Source organism: Gibbsiella dentisursi (assembly GCF_039539505.1).
Taxonomy (GTDB): Bacteria; Pseudomonadota; Gammaproteobacteria; order Enterobacterales; family Enterobacteriaceae; genus Gibbsiella; species Gibbsiella quercinecans.
Genome location: NZ_BAABDG010000002.1, coordinates 698,438 through 718,293, shown reverse-complemented (window position 1 = coordinate 718,293; position 19,856 = coordinate 698,438). Strand labels below are relative to the sequence as shown.

14 protein-coding genes and 4 pseudogenes are annotated in these 19,856 nt (G+C 43.0%); 7 read left to right on the top strand and 11 right to left on the bottom strand.

Translation table 11 applies throughout. The annotated features are described in order from the left end of the window. Window positions 1-124: 124 nt before the first annotated feature. Complete coding sequence (locus ABFX35_RS03720; RefSeq protein ID WP_346079235.1) at window positions 125-736, top strand: plasmid pRiA4b ORF-3 family protein; 612 nt, start codon at window positions 125-127, stop codon at window positions 734-736. 620 nt (window positions 737-1,356) lie between these two features. On the opposite strand, the gene ABFX35_RS03715 is transcribed toward ABFX35_RS03720, so the two are convergent. Then, window positions 1,357-2,763 (bottom strand): sugar porter family MFS transporter, encoded by a 1,407-nt coding sequence (locus ABFX35_RS03715; RefSeq protein ID WP_346079233.1) that lies wholly within the window; start codon window positions 2,761-2,763, stop codon window positions 1,357-1,359. Here ABFX35_RS03715 and ABFX35_RS03710 point away from each other — a divergent pair. The 4 genes from ABFX35_RS03710 (at window position 2,708) to ABFX35_RS03695 (ending at window position 6,602) form a co-directional block, all read left to right on the top strand. Continuing rightward, the gene (locus ABFX35_RS03710) at window positions 2,708-3,031 is read left to right on the top strand and encodes a hypothetical protein (protein ID WP_346080940.1); all 324 of its coding nucleotides are present in this window, start codon (window positions 2,708-2,710) and stop codon (window positions 3,029-3,031) included. The two genes, ABFX35_RS03715 and ABFX35_RS03710, sit on opposite strands and share 56 nt — an antisense overlap. A gap of 152 nt (window positions 3,032-3,183) precedes the next feature. Beyond that, window positions 3,184-4,194, top strand: coding sequence for a LacI family DNA-binding transcriptional regulator (locus tag ABFX35_RS03705; RefSeq protein WP_346079232.1), 1,011 nt, complete (start codon window positions 3,184-3,186; stop codon window positions 4,192-4,194). A 76-nt stretch (window positions 4,195-4,270) separates the two neighbouring features. Beyond that, a complete protein-coding gene (locus ABFX35_RS03700) occupies window positions 4,271-5,332 on the top strand; it encodes a mandelate racemase/muconate lactonizing enzyme family protein (protein ID WP_346079230.1) in 1,062 nt (353 codons plus the stop codon). Between the two features lie 34 nt (window positions 5,333-5,366). Next, entirely contained in the window at window positions 5,367-6,602 is a 1,236-nt protein-coding gene (locus ABFX35_RS03695; RefSeq protein WP_346079228.1) for an MFS transporter, read from the top strand. Between the two features lie 753 nt (window positions 6,603-7,355). Here ABFX35_RS03695 and ABFX35_RS03690 read toward each other — a convergent pair. From ABFX35_RS03690 to ABFX35_RS03675, 4 genes and pseudogenes are all read right to left on the bottom strand, one after another. After that, window positions 7,356-8,852: a hypothetical protein gene (locus ABFX35_RS03690; protein WP_346079226.1), complete on the bottom strand. Its 1,497-nt coding sequence runs from the start codon at window positions 8,850-8,852 to the stop codon at window positions 7,356-7,358. A 149-nt stretch (window positions 8,853-9,001) separates the two neighbouring features. Next, a pseudogene (locus ABFX35_RS03685) lies at window positions 9,002-9,463 on the bottom strand (IS3 family transposase); the annotation flags it as partial. Window positions 9,464-9,543: 80 nt separating this feature from the next. Beyond that, window positions 9,544-11,052 (bottom strand): group II intron reverse transcriptase/maturase, encoded by a 1,509-nt coding sequence (ltrA, locus tag ABFX35_RS03680; protein WP_346080842.1) that lies wholly within the window; start codon window positions 11,050-11,052, stop codon window positions 9,544-9,546. A gap of 671 nt (window positions 11,053-11,723) precedes the next feature. After that, a pseudogene (locus ABFX35_RS03675) lies at window positions 11,724-12,421 on the bottom strand (transposase); the annotation flags it as partial. Window positions 12,422-12,549: 128 nt separating this feature from the next. Here ABFX35_RS03675 and ABFX35_RS03670 point away from each other — a divergent pair. After that, a pseudogene (locus tag ABFX35_RS03670) lies at window positions 12,550-13,126 on the top strand (IS110 family RNA-guided transposase); the annotation flags it as partial. A 343-nt stretch (window positions 13,127-13,469) separates the two neighbouring features. Continuing rightward, window positions 13,470-13,715: pseudogene (locus ABFX35_RS03665) on the top strand (integrase core domain-containing protein); the annotation flags it as partial. Between the two features lie 178 nt (window positions 13,716-13,893). Here ABFX35_RS03665 and ABFX35_RS03660 read toward each other — a convergent pair. From ABFX35_RS03660 to ABFX35_RS03635, 6 genes are all read right to left on the bottom strand, one after another. Beyond that, on the bottom strand, window positions 13,894-14,919 hold the full coding sequence (locus ABFX35_RS03660; protein ID WP_346079224.1) for an acyltransferase family protein: 1,026 nt from the start codon (window positions 14,917-14,919) through the stop codon (window positions 13,894-13,896). Window positions 14,920-15,497: 578 nt separating this feature from the next. After that, window positions 15,498-16,664: a nucleotide sugar dehydrogenase gene (locus ABFX35_RS03655; protein WP_346079222.1), complete on the bottom strand. Its 1,167-nt coding sequence runs from the start codon at window positions 16,662-16,664 to the stop codon at window positions 15,498-15,500. A gap of 109 nt (window positions 16,665-16,773) precedes the next feature. After that, a complete protein-coding gene (locus ABFX35_RS03650; RefSeq protein WP_346079220.1) occupies window positions 16,774-17,382 on the bottom strand; it encodes an HAD family hydrolase in 609 nt (202 codons plus the stop codon). After that, window positions 17,379-17,966 (bottom strand): phosphoribosyltransferase, encoded by a 588-nt coding sequence (locus ABFX35_RS03645; RefSeq protein WP_346079218.1) that lies wholly within the window; start codon window positions 17,964-17,966, stop codon window positions 17,379-17,381. The genes ABFX35_RS03650 and ABFX35_RS03645 overlap by 4 nt, the downstream gene beginning before the upstream one ends. A 43-nt stretch (window positions 17,967-18,009) precedes the next feature. Further along, entirely contained in the window at window positions 18,010-18,843 is an 834-nt protein-coding gene (locus tag ABFX35_RS03640; RefSeq protein ID WP_346079216.1) for a glycosyltransferase, read from the bottom strand. A 118-nt stretch (window positions 18,844-18,961) separates the two neighbouring features. After that, window positions 18,962-19,819: a glycosyltransferase gene (locus tag ABFX35_RS03635; protein WP_346079213.1), complete on the bottom strand. Its 858-nt coding sequence runs from the start codon at window positions 19,817-19,819 to the stop codon at window positions 18,962-18,964. Window positions 19,820-19,856: the final 37 nt, after the last annotated feature.

The window sequence follows — 19,856 nt, the reverse complement described above, 5'->3', positions numbered from 1 at the left end:
AAAAAACCGGTGTAACCCTCCGCTTTCAGAAAAGACCTAACCCCACAGGGTTCACACACTGGCGGCATATCACCTGATACACTCCCTGCCAGCACCCACTCTCACCGGAAAAGGAGCGAGGCCCATGGAAAAATACTACCTGTTGCGCATTGAACTGGCAGACGTCACCCCTGCAATCTGGCGGCGCATTGTGGTGCCCGCCGCCATTACGCTGGATCGCCTGCACGATGTTATCCAGATCGTGATGGACTGGGAGGAACAGCATTTGCACCAGTTCAGCTACAAAAAACGCTACTACCTTGAAATGCCAGAAACCCCCGAAGAAGAAAACGAAGCGGCTGTCAGATTAAACCAACTGCTCACCCGCCGGGGGGCTACACTCCACTACATGTATGATTTTGGCGATAGTTGGCTACACACCCTCACCCTGGAGCACAGTAACTACCCGGAACAAGAGCTGTTGCTGCCTATTTTTTGCCTTGATGGCGAACGGGCGGGCCCGCCGGAAGATTGTGGTGGAGCAGCAGGCTATGCCAATTTGCTGGCCGCCGTTGGCGATCCGCAAAGCGAAGAACACGGCAATTATTGTGATTGGCTGGGGCTAGAGGAAGGCCAGCAGGCCGTAGAAGCGATAGCAGAAATTATTTCGTTCTTTTCCGCAGATGAAGTAAACGACCAACTGGCACTCTATCTGCGTTGGTCAAGAGACCGGCAACTGCCGCTATTTGAAAAATAGGATAATACACCCGCGGGGAAACGGGTTTTCGCCAGCGGGTGGCTTTACTACCTACCCGTTTCCCCGTCAGACCGGAATACTCTGAATCCCCTCAGTCACTCCCCTGCCTTGCTTGACAAAGAAAAATTTTGCATCAAAATATAACCGAACAGTTCAGTTTTATTTGCAAATGAAAAAAGGTTTAACACATCAGCCAGACCAACCGACTGGGGTTAAACCATCCACCGTTATACGACGAACAATTCAGGTTACACAGAACGGTAACCTAAACGTTGGCAGGTATAACGATCGCTTTAGAAGGAGCGCTACTATGAAGAAAATCATTACAACCAGTTGCCTGCTTGCCGTTTTCTTATTGAGCGGATGTATACATGTTGGAAGGCACGGGCAACCAGATAGACACGATAACGACAGACACGGTCAATACGATAAAAACCATCGTAACGACAGGCATGACAGACGATAGCACCGCTCCCGAACCTCTTTCCTATGCTGCAAACGCCGCCCCTCTTCCACTGGGAGGGGGCGGCGGTACCAAAACCCTCCCAGTAGACGTTATTGTCGCAGGACAACGCGATCCAGCACCGCCCACCAGGTTCAAAACCCAAACGAATAGGCGCTTAGTGAGAGCCGATGTTACGAAGCGGCTTACCGGCCATCAAATTACGTTCAATATGTTCCAGAGAAATGTTTTTTGTTTCCGGGATCAGCGCCAGCGTAATAAAGATAAACAGTACGTTGAGCCCCGCGTAAACCCAAAAGGTATGCGCGTTGCCGAGTGAATTCAGCATCGTCAGGAAAGTTGCGCCAACGATCATGTTGGCGATCCAGTTAGTCGCGGTAGAGCAAGTAATGCCAAAATCACGCCCTTTCAGCGGTTGGATCTCAGAGCACAGCACCCATATCAATGGCCCAGCACTCATCGCAAACCCCACAATGAACATCAACAGCATAATAATGGCAACGTATTGCATCACCAGCGAGTTCATTCCGATGCTCATCATAGTGCCCAATGCTCCCATGCCTAGCGCCATAACGATAAAGCCCAGGATGAGCGTGGGTTTGCGGCCCCAGCGGTCTACCAGGCCAATCGCGATAAACGTGGCCAACACATTCACCAGACCCACAACTACGGTGCCCCACATTTGTTGCTCCGTACTGGCAAACCCAGCCAGGCCGAATATCTTCGGCGCGTAGTACATGATTACGTTCATCCCTGTGAACTGCTGCATCACCTGCAGCAACACGCCGAGAAAAACCGCACGCCGGAAGTTTTTATTATCTTTGAATAGCGCCCAACCGCTTTGCTTAAGCTTGAGGCTTTCACGAATTTCATTCAATTCATTATGGGCCTGGGCACTGGTGTCGCGCAGTTTTTCCAGCACCTGACGCGCCTGTTCATGGCGATTACGTGAAGCCAGCCAACGCGGGCTATCCGGCAGGAAGACCACTCCGACCAACAACAACATGGCGGGAATAGTGATAACGCCCAGCATCCAACGCCAAGCGCCGGTATAGCTGAATGCGGTGTCAGAAAGATAGGCCCCGAGGATCCCGATAGTAATCATCAATTGGTACATTGAGATCATGCTGCCGCGAATTTTCTCCGGCGCAATCTCAGAAAGATAAATCGGCGCAGTATAAGAAGCGATCCCCACAGCCAGCCCGAGCAAAACGCGCGAAATTAACAGTATTTCAACGTTAGGCGCCAGAGCGGAACACAGTGATCCCACCACAAACAGGATTGCGCCAATCATCAGGCTGTATTTTCGCCCTAAACGGAAGTTCATCCAGCCACTGCCAACCGCCCCGACGGCCGCGCCGAACATCATTGAGCTGACAACCCACTCCTGTTGAGAACTGGTGATATTAAAAGAATGAGTGATAAACGGCAGCGCACCAGCAATAACGCCGATATCCAGGCCAAACAACAAACCGGCTAACGCAGCCAGAAAACAGACGAAAAAAGTCATGCCAGCATTTGACAGGCTTTTATCAGCCGCTGAAACTTTGATGGTAGCACCCATACTGCCTCCAATCGGTAGTCTTCATCCACAAGTCACCCTTATGGTAGGAAGCAATACCAAGGATATAAGTGAGCGCGATCACACAAGTGATAACGGTTACACAATAACAAAGAACCTACTGCCATTTAAAACAAAAAATAAAACACATAATCACATGAAAAATATAAAAATAAATGGAGAAAACAATACATCCCCACAAAACACAAAATGTATCCAAGATAAAACAAGCAAAAAACCCTTTACAAAATGTAATCGCTTCCAATATTAGGGATACAAACCAGCGCAGCACAGAGAACAAATGCAGGTATCAAGCGTTTCACCATCCCCTCCGGACAAAGTTCAAAAAGTGAGCATCCGATCACGGTAAGCCTGAACCTTCACGCTATATTTGAGTAATCGATTACCCAAAATAAATTAAACATGAAAAGCAAACTGGCAATTCGTGATATTGCTCAGATGGTGGGGGTTTCTACCGCAACTATCTCGCGCTATCTAAATGGAAAATATCATTCAATGAGTAATGAAACGCGCCTGCGGATTGAAAAGACCATTGCGCAAATGGGTTACCAACCCAATAACGTGGCCCGCTCACTACGCAGCACGCAGAGCAAGACCATTGCGGTGATTATGGCTGATATCTTCAACCCTTATTCGATGGATGTTCTTAAAGGTATTGAGGAAATATGTTCTAGCTGTGGCTACACCATTTTTATTTGTGATGCCAGAGATTCAGGGGAACGTGAAAGAATACTGATTGAAGAAATGACCGCTAAATGCGTCGATGGTTTTATTATCAACACCACTGGCGAAAATAACGATTATATTATGGGGCTTTCTCTTGAATACCCCGTGGTATTGGTTGGCAGGAAAATCCAGAACACGCGGATCAACTCAGTATCGGTGGATAACCTTCGCGGCATTACATTAGCGATGGAACACCTGTGCAGCAAAGGTTGCACCGCCATCACTTTTTTATCGCCCACACCAGGGAACATTTCACCACGTCTTGAACGTATAAAAGCCTTTACCACGCTGGCGCAGCAGGCCGAATTTGCCACGATTGATTGCCGCCTGGAACTGCTCACGCAAATTGATGATGCCGCAGTGGCCCACATCATCCACCAACTGGGCACGCAGCGCACGGCCAGGCCGGCGCTGATAACCAGCAATGGCAAGCTGTCGCTGCATACCGTGAAAGCATTTAAAGCACTCAACAGGCGAGTGCCTGAAGACATTCTGATGGTCGGCTTCGATGACACCGATTGGGCGCAGATATTGCGAAACCCCTTAACCGTTATCGCTCAACCGACTTATGAAATAGGCCAGGCCGCCGCCAATAAATTAATCCCCATGCTCACAAAAGAAAAAGGCCTAAAAGAAACTACCGATACCGTACTGCCCCCTACCCTTATTGAACGTGAATCAACATGATTCCGGTGAGGTAATGATGAAAATAACAGAGATTAAAACCTGGGTTCTGAAAGATAAACTAACCGAGAAATTTGGTATGTCCCAGTGGTTTTGGGATACGCGCGCCATTTGCATTGTGGAAGTCCTGACCGACGCCGGCATCAGCGGCTGGGGAGAATGCTTTGGCCCTGCCCACGCCAACGCCGGCTTGATCAACGAACTCTTTGCCCCGCTCCTGGCCGGCCAGGATCCACTTCGCCGCCGTAGCCTGTGGGAAACCATGTACAACCGCACCCGCGAATTCGGCCGTAAAGGCATTGCAATTTCTGCACTTTCAGGCATTGATATCGCCTTGTGGGATATTTTTGGCAAGTACACCGATAAGCCAATCAGCACGTTATTAGGCGGCGATCCGGATGAACAAATCACGGCCTATGCTTCAAGCTTTTACTATTCGCCACAGGATAACTTCCGCCAGATTGAACGGGATGCTCAGGCAACCTTAGGCTGCGGATTCAAAGACTTCAAAATGAAAGTGGGCGGCCTCACCCTGCAAGAAGACATACAACGCGTAGCTCGAGTGCGTGAATTGATCGGCCCCGATGCAACCCTGGCCGTCGACGCCAACCGGGCCTATACCCTGCATGAGGCGCTGCGTTTTGCCCAATCGATTGAGCGCTATGATATTGCATGGTTCGAAGAACCCGTTCTGCCAGATGACTTTAGCGCCTACGCAGCGCTGCGCAAGCAGGTCAGCATCAAAATAGCCGGCGGTGAATCGGAGTTTACCCGTTTTGGGTTCCGGCATTTCCTGGCTGCAGACTGTGTTGATATTGTCCAGCCGGATGTGGCGGCTTGCGGTGGTATCAGTGAGGCATTGAATATCGCCACCCTGGCAACGCTCTGGGGCGTGGAGTGCTATCCGCACCAGTGGGGATCCGGCATTTCGCTAGCAGCCACCCTGCACCTGATGTCGGCTATCCAGGCAGCAGTTCCCCGCCAGGCAAAAACCAGAGCGTTGCTGGAGCTCGATCAGGCGCCGAATATTTTCCGCGAACAGTTAACCGACCTTACCACCGGCCCGATGATGCCCGTTCCACAAGGGCCTGGCCTGGGTATTGAGGTTGACAGAGCCATGATCGCCCACTATTCGGCATAGCAAATATCCCTTTCAAACATCGCAGGAAAACACCATGTTAAAATCCAAATGGTTCCGGATAGGCGTTACCCTGATGGTGGGCTTATTCGTGGCTTATCTTGATCGCTCGAACCTTTCCATTGCGCTTCCCGGCATGGAAAAAGATCTCGGTATCAATGGCTCCGCCACCAAAAGCTTGGCGCTGACCGGCTTTTTAATTGGCTATGCCCTGGCGAATTTTTTCGGCGGGTTCCTCACTAATAAGCTCAACCCCAAAGCGACCGTTGTGACGATGGTGTTGCTTTGGTCTGTTCTGCAAATAATGACCGCCTGGGTAACTTCGCCAGCACTGCTGATTTTCTATCGTATTATCCTTGGCATTGCCGAGGGAATTTACTGGCCACAACAGTTCAGGTTTGCCCGTGCCTGGTTTAACAAGGATGAAATCACCCGTGGCACCAACCTCATTCAGTTTTATGGGCAATTCATGGCGCTAGCGCTGGGCTTTGTGATCCTAACCCCCATATTCACACTGCTGGGTTGGGAGTGGGTATTTTATATTACCGGTGGGTTGGGGGTATTTATTGTTGTGCCAATGTTCCTGCTCTTTCTTAAAAATGCACCGGATGAGACAGATCAGGTTACTAATACCGAGCCAGAGGCAGAACCAGAATCACCAGTTAATCAAGGAAAAATTACCTTCAGCGATCTGGGCGGCGCACCGTTCTTGCTGCTGATCTTTAGCTATTTTGCAAACGGCATGCTCTTTTGGGGGGTAACCCTCTTCATCCCAATGGTCGTGACTTCACTAGGCTTTACGGGAACATCGCAGGGGATAGCCAGCGCGCTGCCCTATTTCCTGGCAATAGTGCTGGCGATACCGATTTCATGGTACAGCGATAAAACACAAAAACGCGGCCCAATCGCCGCTTCGGGCCTGGCGGTTGCAGGGTTGCTATTGATAACCCTGCCATTGATCAGCAGCCCGTTGATAAAACTGATCGTGATTACTCTGGCGATCGCCTGGTTTACCAGTTGCTTCACCACCAATATCTGGTCAATTATTACTTCCAGTGTGAAGAAAGAAGCGGTTGGGCCCGCCGCCGGGGTGATTAACGGCATCGGCGCCGGCTGTGGCGGCACCACCGCAGGCTTCGTGGTAGAGTATCTTCACGCTTTTAGCGGCTCCTACCTGCCTGGGTTTGTGGTACTTGGCGTTGTTGCCATCGCCGGGGGGATAAGCGTTTATACCTACTGCAAAATTATCGATAAACGCCGCGTCGTGAGTTAGCCAAGCGGGATGATAAAGTGGCCTAATGAAACGGCCACTTTTTATCACGGCACCTATTCGAGTTAGCTACATACCAGACACCGAAGCGCCGCCAGTTCTACGTCCGGTTGCAATAAGTGTGTAAACACGCAACCAGGGGTAGTTCACATGATAAAACTAATATCACCAGCAAGAATCCTCGTAAACAGCACTCATCTGAATTTTGTCAAGACTGGCTGAGAATCGGGGTTATCGGTGCCGCTCGCCTGCGTTGTCTGTATGAATCGCAGTTGTACGCCTAGCGAAGTAAACAACAGCAACAACTGACATCGTCTAAATATGAGAACGCGAACTAGTTTCTGAAAATGCCCGTCTTAAGAGGCAGTTGGCCGAGCATGAAGAGAAACTGGCCATTCTCTAAAATGGTCAAGAAATATTTCGCAAGACACCGAAAATAGACTTTGTCTTTATCGAAAAATATAGGTTAAATTTACAGTATCATGACACTTACCGTGTGTTTCAGAGTTCCAGCAGTGGCTGTATGCTTGGCGTAAAAGACGTGGCATTCTGAGTTTATGCCAGCAACGCCGGGCATAATGTGACCGCGCTTATCGTAATGCTTATCGATCAAAGCAAAGCAATGCTATGGTGCGCCACGCTTAACTGATGAGTTTCTTTTACCCGCTGAAAGTGGAATACATACATGGTTAGCATCTTGCCTGCCTAGGAGCGATGCTAACAACTGCGTTTAACATATCAAAGATGTAATGATAATTAGTCATCATTAGGCATTGGAGAGTGGCTAGATTTTGCACTAGAATATTTCTTTAAAAAAACATTTTTATTGACCGGTTTCCAATCAGGTATTTTATCCGTATAAATGGCCAATGGTTGCTCATCTATAGAAATTCCTTTAGAGATATCACTCTTGTTATTTACATCCAAGTTCCATTTTTCTATATGAACTTCACCCTTGATACCCGTCACTATTACAGGAGCCACATTTTCATCAGAATGAGAGTTTTTCCACATAACAATAGTATATTTCCTTACATGAGAATCATCTGAATACAAAACATAGGCTTCAACATCTTTTTCGGGATTAGCAATAAAAAGTAGTTTTTTCCCTTTCATTGCATCAACAGCCATTGCATAGGCTAACAATCGTAATTTTGGTTGCCAATTAATATCAAAAAGCCCCATGTTATAAATTTTATTTCCGAAAAAGGTATCCTTAGCAAGGTAATAATCCATGCGCTTCATATCATAAAAAAAGAAAGCTCTAGCAAAAAGCTTTACTATGTCATAAGGGTTAGATTTTTTTTTATCAAGGACACTCGTATCTAGTTGCTCAGTATCCAACAATTTCTTATTATCTACTTGATACTTTTTCATCATTGAATGCATATAATCTGGAAGATCGTCAAGTCCCAGAAAGGAAAAATGATGAAGAGAATAAGCATCAGTATATTTATCAATACCTAACATAAAACTTTTGTTAATGAAATTACGACCGCCAGTAGGCCCACCTAAACCAGGAGTTCGAGAATAAGTTGCAGAAAATGCGACGGTTTCCGCATTGGAATAATATTTATTGATAGCATTTTTAAGAATACGCATTTCATTAACATACATAGCTGGCGTAGAGCGGATCCACCAAACATTAGGCGCATCAACCTCATTACCAAGTTCTAAATATTTCACATCATACCCTTTAAAATGCGTCAAAAGCACTTCTAAATAATCCTGATAATTACTATAATACCTAGGACTAACAGCAGACAGTTTATTATTTGATACAGTGAATTTTGCAGGTGGATATCCGACAACAAACAAATGGTTCATACCATATTTTTTCGCCTCTTTTAGCTGAAAGTCAACATCATTGAAATTAGTAGGATTACCATTTTTATCAGCAACTCGATGCCATGCCGCTTCAGAACTTCTTAAGCTATCAACTCCAGCCCGTGCTAATAACTCAAATGCTTTGTCTACCTTTTCATAATCAACTCCAGCTTTAACTGCAGGTCTTTCCATTCCATGAACACCAAACTGAGTATTATCATCTTTTTTCTCACGAGATGGGATACTTCGCTTCATCAATTTCTTATATACATAATCAGAAGTAAGATCATTAACATCTTCACGTGTATTTTTGATTTGGGAACGATATAACTCAAAAGAACCTGCGTGCGCATTTTTTATTGAACACACAATTAAAACAGAAGATACAAAATTAAATATATTTCTTCTGGAGAACAAATCATTCATAGGGATAATTTCCTCATAACACATTGAAGACTAAACGTAAGAATATAATAAAAATTAAAGACAAAGAGCAGAAATGCGTGAATAAAATGTAATTTTCTTAAAATTTCATCATGTAAGTATGATCCTACCCACGTAATGTGGACACCGCCCTAAGCGAGGTTCTGGTTTTCAAATTGTTCCGGGCTGAGACCGCCGCAGGCACTGTGGCGGCGCCAGCGATTGTAATCACACTCTATATAATTAAACACCGTGCTTCGCATTATTTCACGGCTGGCGAAGTGTTCACCGTGGATGCATTTCACCTTCAGTGAGTGAAAGAAGCTTTCTGCACAGGCATTATCATAACAGCAGCCTTTTGCACTCATACTGCCACGCAGATTATGCCGTTTCAGTAAAGTCTGGTAATCCGCTGAACAGTACTGACCGCCTCTGTCTGTATGAACAATAACCTGTTCCGGCCGCTTCCGACGCCACAGCGCCATCTGTAACGCATCGCAGGCCAGCTGTGCCGTCATCCGCGAGGACATCGACCAACCGATAACTGACCGGGACCACAGGTCGATAACGACCGCAAGGTAAAGCCAGCCTTCATCTGTTCGTAGTAGAGTAAGAGACAGGGCGTAGTCGGACTATTTCCCTGCCTCTCCTCTCCGAACCGGACGTGCACCTTTCAGCGCATCCGGCTCTCCGTTTAAACGCTGGCGAACGCCATTGCCACTTCCGGATATCGTGATGTATATGTGTTTCTGACTTCCGTCCTCAGGTAAGGGTTACCTTCGGGCAGACGCCAGCGGAACAGCTTCTTGCCTTGACCCACCAACCGGTACAGTATTTCACCATTGAGTTTACCGTGGTTGGTTTTACCAAATAAAACCCACGTTTTGCTCTGACCTGGTTTCGGTGATTTACACCACCACCTCATCAGGCGTTTGATACCGCAGCGGTATTTACGGGCCAGCCAGTGAGCCAGCTTCCAGAACACGACATGATCAATATAACTGAACACGTTGGCCTTAAAATCCACGAACTGATAAAACGCGGCCCAGCCTTTCAGTTTACGGTTGAGCATTTCAACCCTATCGATTTTGCTTTCACTGTAGTTGCCTGATAACACTGCCGTCAGCGATGCCGCGAATTTTCTGGCTTTGGCTCGCGGGATTGTCGATACCACTCGCATATCACCATAGCGACTGCGTTTGCGGATGATACGATGCCCCAGAAAGATAAAGCCATCATTAACATGGGTGATTCTGGTCTTGTCCATGTTCAGTCTCAGTTTCAGACTCTCTTCGAGCACGCGCCGGCATTCTTCCCTGATGGTTTCTGCCTGCGCTTTGGTGCCTTTGACGATAAGCACGAAGTCATCGGCATAGCGACAATAGGCAACTGCGGGTTTCCATTGCCAGTTTTCCCTGACCGCAGTGCTTCGGCATCGCTGGATACTGTTATTCCAGTACCAGCGATCCTTTCGGGCTTTCCCACTCAGGTACCATTTATGCAGGTACTGATCGAACTCATTCAGCATGATATTCGACAGCAGCGGCGATATTACGCCTCCCTGTGGAACGCCTTCACTGGCTGCCCGAAAGAGACCGACATCGATATGTCCCGTTTTGATGATTCTCCACAGCAGAGCCATGAAACGTGCGTCACTGATCCTGCGACGCACGGCTTTCATCAGCAGTCGATGATGCACAGTGTCAAAGTAGCTGGACAGGTCACCCTCAATCACCCAGCGGCCCCGCGTTTCCCCGCAGTCCGTGAGTTGTAATTTCACCGTGCGGATCGCATGGTGGACGCTGCGTTCAGGCCGGAAGCCATATGAGAGTGTATGAAAATCACTCTCCCAGATCGGCTCCATGGCCATCAGCATAGCCCGCTGAACAATACGATCCCGCAACGTGGGGATACCCAGTGGTCGCAGTTTTCCGTTGCTTTTAGGGATGTAAACCCGTCTGGCTGGCAGGGGCTGGTAATGACCCGAGAGAAGTTCTTCCCTGAGTAGTTGCAGCTCAGCAGGCAGTCTGGCCTGTAACTTTGCTTTATTCACACCATCAACGCCGGGGGCATGTGCCCCTTTGGATGACAGCGTGATACGCGCAGCCTCAATCAACCATTCTGGTTGTGTTATCAGACGTAGCAGCCGCTCAATCCGTCGGGACGGATCGGTTGCTGCCCATGTGGCAAGCTTGCGTTGCATTTCGCTGATTATCAAAGGTCTTCACCTCGTTAGGTCAGTTAATTCACGCCGCAAACACATTCAAACTGCTTCCCTTCGCCATGTAATGGGCTTTCCCCATCCCGGACTACTACGGAAGCTCCGCCAGCCAGCGCGTCATCGGAGCCATGCCCCCTTAACATACGTCGCTGACCTTCCCCGGTTCACCTGCCTGGACTCAGACATACTGAGGAGGCTGCCCGTCGCACTCTTTATCCTTGCTTGCCGCAAGTTGGCAGAAGTCAGCAACGCGAGCGTGATGGGCGCTGCTGTCCCGGTGTTTCGCATACTTGTCAAAGCACCTTTGACCGGCAGCGCTTACATATCACTGCCGGTACTTCTGCACGACCTGTCAGATCACGTAGGCCGTGGTGACATTTTCAACCCACAGAGGCGGATTAACGGATTCATGTTCTTCAGCCTTTCAGTACTCAACCTTGAGGATCATCTTGGCTTAGTGATCTCGCCTCAATCCCCGTTGTCAGCGGGTTACATCACCCTGCAGGCATGCCGCAGGTCACTGCCGCTCAGGTTCTCCACCGTCACACCCGGTGGGATTGTCGGGTTTCTCGTCATGAGTTACCGGTTCAATATTCCAGACAGACTCGTGGTTCATTTGAGCGTCCATGCTCGCCCTGAACTCCGGGCACACAGTACGTGATGTCACCCGCCCACTTCTGGTTCGGGCCGCTGGCGATAAAGTCCTGCTTCAGCAGGTTTTCCGATACTGGCAGGCCGTGCGCACGGTAGCTGACCGGACTGAACTTCCGGCTGGCTTTTGCCCTCAGCCCCTGACGATGCAGGCTGGAGGCGATGGTTTTCACGTTGTATTCCGGCAGTTCGGCTGCAAGACGCGGCGCACCATACCGTTGTTTTGCTGCACTGAATGCCTTGCGAACAGCATTATCGCAATTCAGGCGGAACTGCTGACGCGGGCTGACCTGATAACGGCGTAGACGCCAGGCATACCAGCCGCTGCGGGAGACCTGAAACACGCGGGTCATCGCCTGGATGCTGAATTCAGCCTGATGTTTTTCGATAAAGACAGACTTCATTTCAGGCGCTTCGCGAAGTATGTCGCGGCCTTTTGGAGAATGGCCAGTTCCTCGTCCTTCTCTGCCAGTTGACGCTTCAGGCGGGCAATTTCAGCGACCTGCTCGTTTTCCCTGTCGGAAGAGGTCATTTGCTGCTGCTGTTTGCTGCGCCAGTTATAGAGCTGCGACTCATACAGGCTGAGTTCACGTGCGGCGGCGGCCACGCCGATGCGCTCAGCAAGTTTCAGGGCTTCATCGCGGAATTCAGGCGTGTGTTGTTTACGGGGCTTCTTGCTGGTTGATATCGATTTTGTCATGAGTCACCTCTGGTTGAGAGTTTACTCACTTAATCGCGTGTCCACTATTAATGAGATGGACGCTCCACTTAAACGTCATCAGATGTGCCAACGTTGAGCGTCACATTCTGGTTAAAAGGCGCGCAAAAATGCAAATATCTACCCTCGGCATTGATCTGGCTAAAAACGTATTCGTTATTCATAGGGTTGCTCATTCAGGAAAAACTGTTCTGAGAAAAAACTTAGCCATGGCCAGTTGGTACCCTTCGTTATACAACTGCCACCCTGCCTGATTGGTATGGAAGCATGTTCATCAAGTCATCATTTCGCCCGTATATTTATCCGTCAGGGTCACGAAGTCCGGATGATGCCACCGCAGTATGTTAAGCCGTATGTCAAAACCAATAAAACCGACGCTGCTGATGCAGAAGCCATTTGCGAGGCTGTCACCCGTCCTAATATGCGATTTGTACAGGTGAAAACAATCGAACAACAGGCCGTTATTGCTCTTCATACTGAACGTGACCTGTATATTAGACAATGCACTGCGACCAGTATAGTTTACGGGCAATGTTATTCGAATTAGGATTTTGTATCCCCACAGGAATGCGCGCTTTGTATAAAAGCGTGCCAACTATACTGGAGGATGCAGAAAATGAACTCTCGTCTTTTGTGCGCCGAAGTATCAGCCGCCGACTGGAGGAACTACAGGCAAAAGAAGAGCAGTGTTGACGAAAGGCACTGAGTATAAAATCCGCTTCGCGACCTGATACAAGCTCAGGCAGCGAGTGGATTGCTGTTCAGACCCGATAACACGTTGTGGCAATGTGAGTGTAGATAGCAGGATGTCAAAACAGGTAAGACGACAGGTGGGAGAAACCGATACCCAAGCGGGGCAATAATAGCCCGGACTTATTGATTGGTACTGACCTGGCGGCGCTCATCATGGTTCGGGGTAATGAAAACCCCATCAGAAACCGGATATATGGCTGCAGTTACTCGTTTTGATCATTGCAGGAAACACGTTGCACTGGCTGAGCGTCCATATATGCTGGGTAAGATCAATGAACATGGGGTGATACTGGAATTTATAAAACCGGGTAAGCCGACGAAAAATGCTTTTATTGAACGTTTTAACCGTACGTACCGAACAGAAATACTGGATTTTTATCTGTTCAGGACACTGAATGAAGCAAGGGAAATCACGAAGCGCTGGCTGTATGAATATAACAGCGAGCGTCCCCATGAATCCCTGAACCTCCTGACATGGGAAGAGTACCAACTGATGGCCGAAAACCCGGAAATCCCAAAATGAGTGAGAGACTAGAGCCGCGATGCTTACAATCACTCAATAAATATAATCTCAACATATTATAATATAAGGTATAATTTTTAACTTAAAAACCTCAGAAAAACAACAAACTAAAAACCCACAACATAAAAAATCCACATACCAATTAAATAGCCCACTATTCTAAAACCCTATATGGTTTCTACTTAATAGAAAATATAGGAAGTCTAGTTATTCTCCTTTCAACATACAAATGGAATAATGAACCAGCTGCCACTGAAGAAAACATAAATAGCGTAGAGATAAGTATCGATGTTTTACCTTCCCCCCCACCGACACGAAAAAGAACAGCCGCAAATAAATAATGAATAAGATAAATACTATATGATGCATTCCCAATAAAAATCAAAAAATAATTAACTTTACTTTTTCTACACCTATACAGGCTAATAAAAGATACAATAATAATTGCAGGTATACCAAAAGATATAAAACGAGATATATCATATCGAGCTAGAATCATACCAACAAAAAAAAGCGTCATTGAAGTCAAAAACAAAAAAGCATTATTAATATTTAAACAATAAAGTTTTTTATAGAAAAGAGCAAAAATACAGCCAGCAATGAAGTTCAGCATTAATGTATCGCCGATCATAAAGCTGAAGTTAGTCCATCTAAGACGTTCACCGCGAAGGTCAAAAACATTAACTAAAAAAACCATTGCGACGATGAATGTTGAAGTAACAATCACTATTCGCATTTTATTATTAGAAAAAAGGATAGCAAAAGAGAAAATAAAATAGAAAAACATCTCATAGACCAGAGTCCATGACGGAGTGACATACATATAATAGTCAGGGTTATTAAAAAAAGTTGGTAAAAGAAGTATATTTCCAACAACCTGATATATTGACCAATCTTTTTTTATAAAAATAGCAAATATTAAAAAAGGGACAAGGATTACAAGATAAGATGGATATATTCTATTTACTCTTTTCAAAAAAAAATTCAATGCCTCTGAGCTTCCACCTTTTGCGTCATCTTTAACGGTATAACACATGATAAATCCACTAAGGACAAAAAATATATCTACCCCAAAACCTCCGATATAGTCAAGTCCTAACAATTTGAAAATCGGATAATTCATCACCCCCCAAAAATGATTAAAAACAACAGACAAGGCAGCAAAAGCTCTGAGTATTTGAAGCGAGTCAAGTCGCTGGTTCATTTAATAACACTCCAAAAAATATAAGCAATAAGGTTAATGAAAAAAACTTCAAAAAAAACAAAAAGTTAAGGTAGCATCTATTCTTTACCATATAGTATAACCAAATAAGTTATTCAGGTAACATAAATAATATTTTAGACTTAAGCTCTAATTTTCACACCACAGCATAATATGAAAAATGAGCAATAAAGGCCAATGACAATTATAAATAGTAACAAGTCTACAAGTATAATGTGATCATCGATTAAACGCACCACCATGCAAGATAAAATATCATAATACCTAAATAACGGTATAAATCTTCTAGATCATTTGGGCTAGACCTCTAGGAATTATCAATGAGGATACAATAAAAATCATGACTAATAGTTCATTATCAAAAAACGAATACAAATAAATGCAACAGAAAATAATAAACTCTGAATTCTCAATGTTTAAAACATTTTTGAGAACCCAGAATTTGCTGAGAAAATTTTAATTTCTCTTCTATATTTAATATGTTAAGACATCTTATCGAAGAAAGAACAAAAAAAACCTAACATTATTATAATGGATAAATACGTACTGCAAGTTAGCAGCTAGTCATTTCCAAATAAATCTCGTGTGTAAACCTTACTTTCAACATCTTTTAAAGATTCATCCATACGGTTAGAAACAATCACATCAGCATAACTCTTAAATAAGTTAAAATCGTCAATTATTTTGGAATGAAAAAACTCATCACCATCTATTAAAGGTTCATAAATTACCACGTCAACTCCCTTCGCTTTAATTCTTTTCATAATCCCTTGGATCGATGAGGCCCGAAAATTATCTGAACCACTTTTCATAATTAACCGATAGATACCAACAACCTTTGGATTGCGACTTAATATAGAATCAGCGATAAAATCCTTACGAGTTCTATTAGCATCAACAATTGCAGAAATTAAATTATTTGGAATATCCCGATAATTAGCTAACAACTGCTTAGTATCTTTAGGCAAGCAATAGCCACCATATCCGAAAGAAGGATTATTATAATGGTTTCCAATTCTAGGATCTAAGCATACTCCCTCGATAATATTTCTTGTATTCAAACCAAATGTTTCAGCATAACTATCCAGTTCATTAAAATAAGCCACGCGCATTGCTAAATAAGTATTAGCAAAAAGTTTAATTGCTTCGGCCTCTGTTGCCCCTGTAAAAAGTACTGGAACATCTTTTTTAATAGCCCCCTCAAGTAATAAGTTCGCAAACTGCTTACCAGACTCTGTATTATCACCAATGACAATTCTTGATGGGTAAAGATTGTCGTAAAGTGCACGCCCCTCCCTAAGGAACTCAGGCGAGAAAAATATATTATTGATACCAAATTTTTTTCGTATTCCCTCAATAAATCCAACCGGTATTGTAGACTTGACTACCATATTCGCTTTAGGATTAATATATATTATATCTTGAATTACAGACTCAACACTTTTAGTGTTAAAGAAATTGGTATTAGGATCATAGTCAGTGGGCGTTGCAATTATGACAAATTCAGCATCTTCATAAGCATCACGTTTATCAATCGATGCTCGAAAGTTAAGATTTTTATTAGCTAAGTACTCATCAATCTCCTTATCGGAAATCGGTGATTTTCTTTGATTAAGTAATTCAACTTTCTCCTGAATAATATCAAGAGCTACAACCTCGTGATGTTGAGCGATCAAAACACCAATTGAAAGCCCTACGTAACCCGTTCCACTAATAGCAATTTTCATTATATACCTTTAATCTCATATCTGATAGATATTTTCATATCGAAGAAATAAAGTAAATCTTTAAACGGAGTTTGATGTAAAATAAACTAATCATCTACACAATTCATTATCACTTAACTATAGAGTAACACTCTTTTTTCATTTCCTGACTAAAAACATCAATAGTCAACTTATTTGGAGAAACTAAATATGTATACTTACAAGCCTTAGCTAGAGGAATATCATCATAATGATCTGTATAAAAAATATCAGGTGAACTAGAGAAAGTTGCCATAACAAATCTCTTTTTTTCATTATTTAATGTTTCAATGAATTCACCTGAATCAGAAAAGTGAGAAGATATAACATGATTAAAAACTTTCAATTGCTTTGAAAATGGAAGAATATAGATACTAGGAGCTGCTGTTGCCAAACACCGCTCAACTAAAGAATCTAATTGGATGAGTTCCTTCCGCACAAAGAGAACCGCAAGTAATTTACCATATAAGTTACCGATGGTATTCCAGAAAATAGAATTTACTTGTAACTTAAGCACAGCTGCTTTAAAAGTAATACGATTTAATACCCGTTCTTTTCTTAGATAAACAAACTTCAAAAAATAAAATAAAAAAAACACTCTTAAAAACACAATAGATATTAATAAAGATATAATTAGCCAACACCTAAAAGTATTAAATTTTATTATTGTCCCATCTAAATCATAGACTACTTTTTTCATTTAACTCTCCTAACATCATTAGCCCAAGGGCAGCGGATCAATACATCCTTATATAAATAAAAGTCAGGAATAAATGCAGGTTCTTTAAAAGTCACATTCAGGCTTGCAGTTTTTATTGTGGTATTCTTAGCCAAAAATTTCTGAAGAAAATTAACACAATCAATCATTGTACCACCACTGTCGACTGAGTCATCAATCAATAATATTTGACTAAACCTAGATAAGTTATCCAACTCACCAGAGATTAGCATAACATCACATATATTCCTTTTTTTTCCTTTAGCCAAAAATCTTCTTTCATTATACTTAATTTCGTAGCGTCGAAGAAAATCGTTAAACCATCTAGGAAAAAAAGGTAATATTTTAGATATATTAAAACGAGATTTATATTTTGTTAACCCTCTCTGTCTTTTGAGTATCATTACTGGAGTATCCATTTTTAGTGCAACTGTTCTTGCGACTATTTCACCTCCTGTTGCTATACCTATAATCAAATCCGGGGAATAATTACATATTATTTTATCTGACAGCTTTTCACACAAAATATCAAAATCGACACCCAAGGCAGTGATGACCTTCACCATATTATCCTTAATGAATTAATTTCTATTTTATATAAATTTATTATTATTTATTTTCTAAAAACCTAACCCATATTAATTTAATGAGAGCGAAAGGTAACGCTCTCCACTTATATTTAAAAGCAACATCAACATCATTTTTCGCAGAGTGCCATCTTGCCCAATATGGAACTACTTTTCTCGAATCACTCCAACCACGACAGTGGAATGCAGTGACGAGATTATATACACCAATTTTCCAACCAGACTTTATTATACGTTGAGATAATTCAATATCCTCTTTATACATGAAATACTTTCTCTCAAATCCTAACCCACCTGTAGAGTCAGCACTACTTTTTAGTGCTTCCCTCCTAACTAACATAAATGCGCCACAAATAGCATCTACTTCCGTGAAACTCTCTTCTATATTACATACCTCATTGTTAGCGTATATGTCATGCCAACGACCTAAATAACTACAATTAATACCTACAGAATCAAATAAATTAAGACTGCATTTTTTTTCTATGTCATATCGGATGAGCGGTACCGTAAATGCACCAACTTTATTATTCTCTTCTCTTGCCGCATATGATATAAGACTATCAAAAGACTCAGAATCAATACATGCATCAGGATTAAGAAATAGTACCCAATCGAAAAAATCCAAATCATATAAAGCAGTATTATTACCAGCAACAAAACCGATATTATCTTTCTTAATTATAGTAATTTCATTAGTACTTTCAACAGTATTTAAATAGTTTGTTTCTTTAGAACCTGAATCGACTATTCTGATTGTGATATTAGAACTAGTTTTATTAAGACCATCAATACACCACTGAATATGCTTTTCGCTGTTATATGTTACAATTACAACAAGAACCCTGTCCTTCATATATACACCCTTATTAGTAATAAGATAACTTACCAAGAAATTCACTAGCAAAAAAATTTGAATAATAATTTTTAATAAAATATTTTAACAACTATATCGATAAATGTGGGCCTAAATATTAGTCAAGTTTTCTTTTTAAGAAAAACTGAAAAAAATATCTAACGATATTCTTAAATGATTTCGTGATAGTAAACCAATGGCATGCTTCTCTAAAACTCAGCTCTCTTTTATAAAATAGGATAAGATATCTTAATCTTAATAAATTTCGCTCTCCATATATGATAGAATTTCTATAACCAATCTCTTCAAATGCTTTGAGGAAAGAATAGCTTTTTGATACACGAATAGCATCCTTGCTGTGGTCATGATGCATTTTATATGTACTACGAGGTAATCTAATGAAATTACCGAAAGCATATGATAAGCGTAACCATGTATCCCAGTCTTGCAAACGTCTTACATTAACATCAAAACCCTCTATAGCCTGAAGTCTAGAAGTTAAAGTGAATACCTGGTTAGATGCAACATTATCAAATAACATTGACTCAAAATTGAATGTTATACTATCTCTATTATTGTAATAAGGGGTTCCACCATCACTAAATATATTAGTGAAATTAGCACAAAGAAAAGAATAACGTTCATCCCAATTGTCTATAAAATATTGAAGTCTGTCTACTGTGAACTCATCATCATCATCTAAACCTGTAATAAAATATCCAGATGCAGCGAAAACACCTAAATTTCTAGCTGCACAGGCACCTTTGTTCTCTTCATTTCTAAAATACTTGACCCTCTTATCTACTATAGACAGATTAGTTGCATATGCTTGAGTTTCATCTGTAGAAGCATCGTCACAAATTAAAACTTCAAAATGTGGATATGACTGTTGTAGAACAGAATTCACAGCCCTTTTCAGTTTTTCGTAACGATTACATGTTGATATATAAACACTGACAATTTTATTTTTGTTCATACTCTGCCTTATAAAAGCAATAATCTATTGGTTTATT